Origin of the sequence: Salmonella sp. SAL4457, from assembly GCF_046548235.1 — a bacterium.
Taxonomy (GTDB): Bacteria; Pseudomonadota; Gammaproteobacteria; order Enterobacterales; family Enterobacteriaceae; genus Salmonella; species Salmonella enterica.
Genome location: NZ_JBGDZO010000735.1, coordinates 1 through 261 on the forward strand (window position 1 = coordinate 1; position 261 = coordinate 261).

1 protein-coding gene is annotated in these 261 nt (G+C 66.7%); it reads left to right on the top strand.

The genetic code is table 11. The features are described 5' to 3' along the window. Positions 1-261: pseudouridine synthase (locus tag ACLJNW_RS26100; protein WP_410961489.1), on the top strand; the 261-nt coding region annotated here is incomplete at both ends.

Sequence of the window (261 nt, forward strand, 5' to 3'; positions counted from 1 at the left end):
GTCCCAGATCCGAATCGTTCACCAGGATGACGCCCTGCTGGTGGTCGACAAGCCCACCCTGCTGCTGTCGGTGCCCGGCCGCGCCGATGACAACAAGGACTGCCTGGTCACCCGCCTGCAGGAAAACGGCTATCCCGAGGCCCGCATCGTCCACCGCCTGGACTGGGAAACCTCCGGCCTGATGGTGCTCGCCCGCGACGCCGACAGCCACCGCGAGCTGTCCCGCCAGTTCCACGACCGCGAGACCGAGAAAGCCTATAC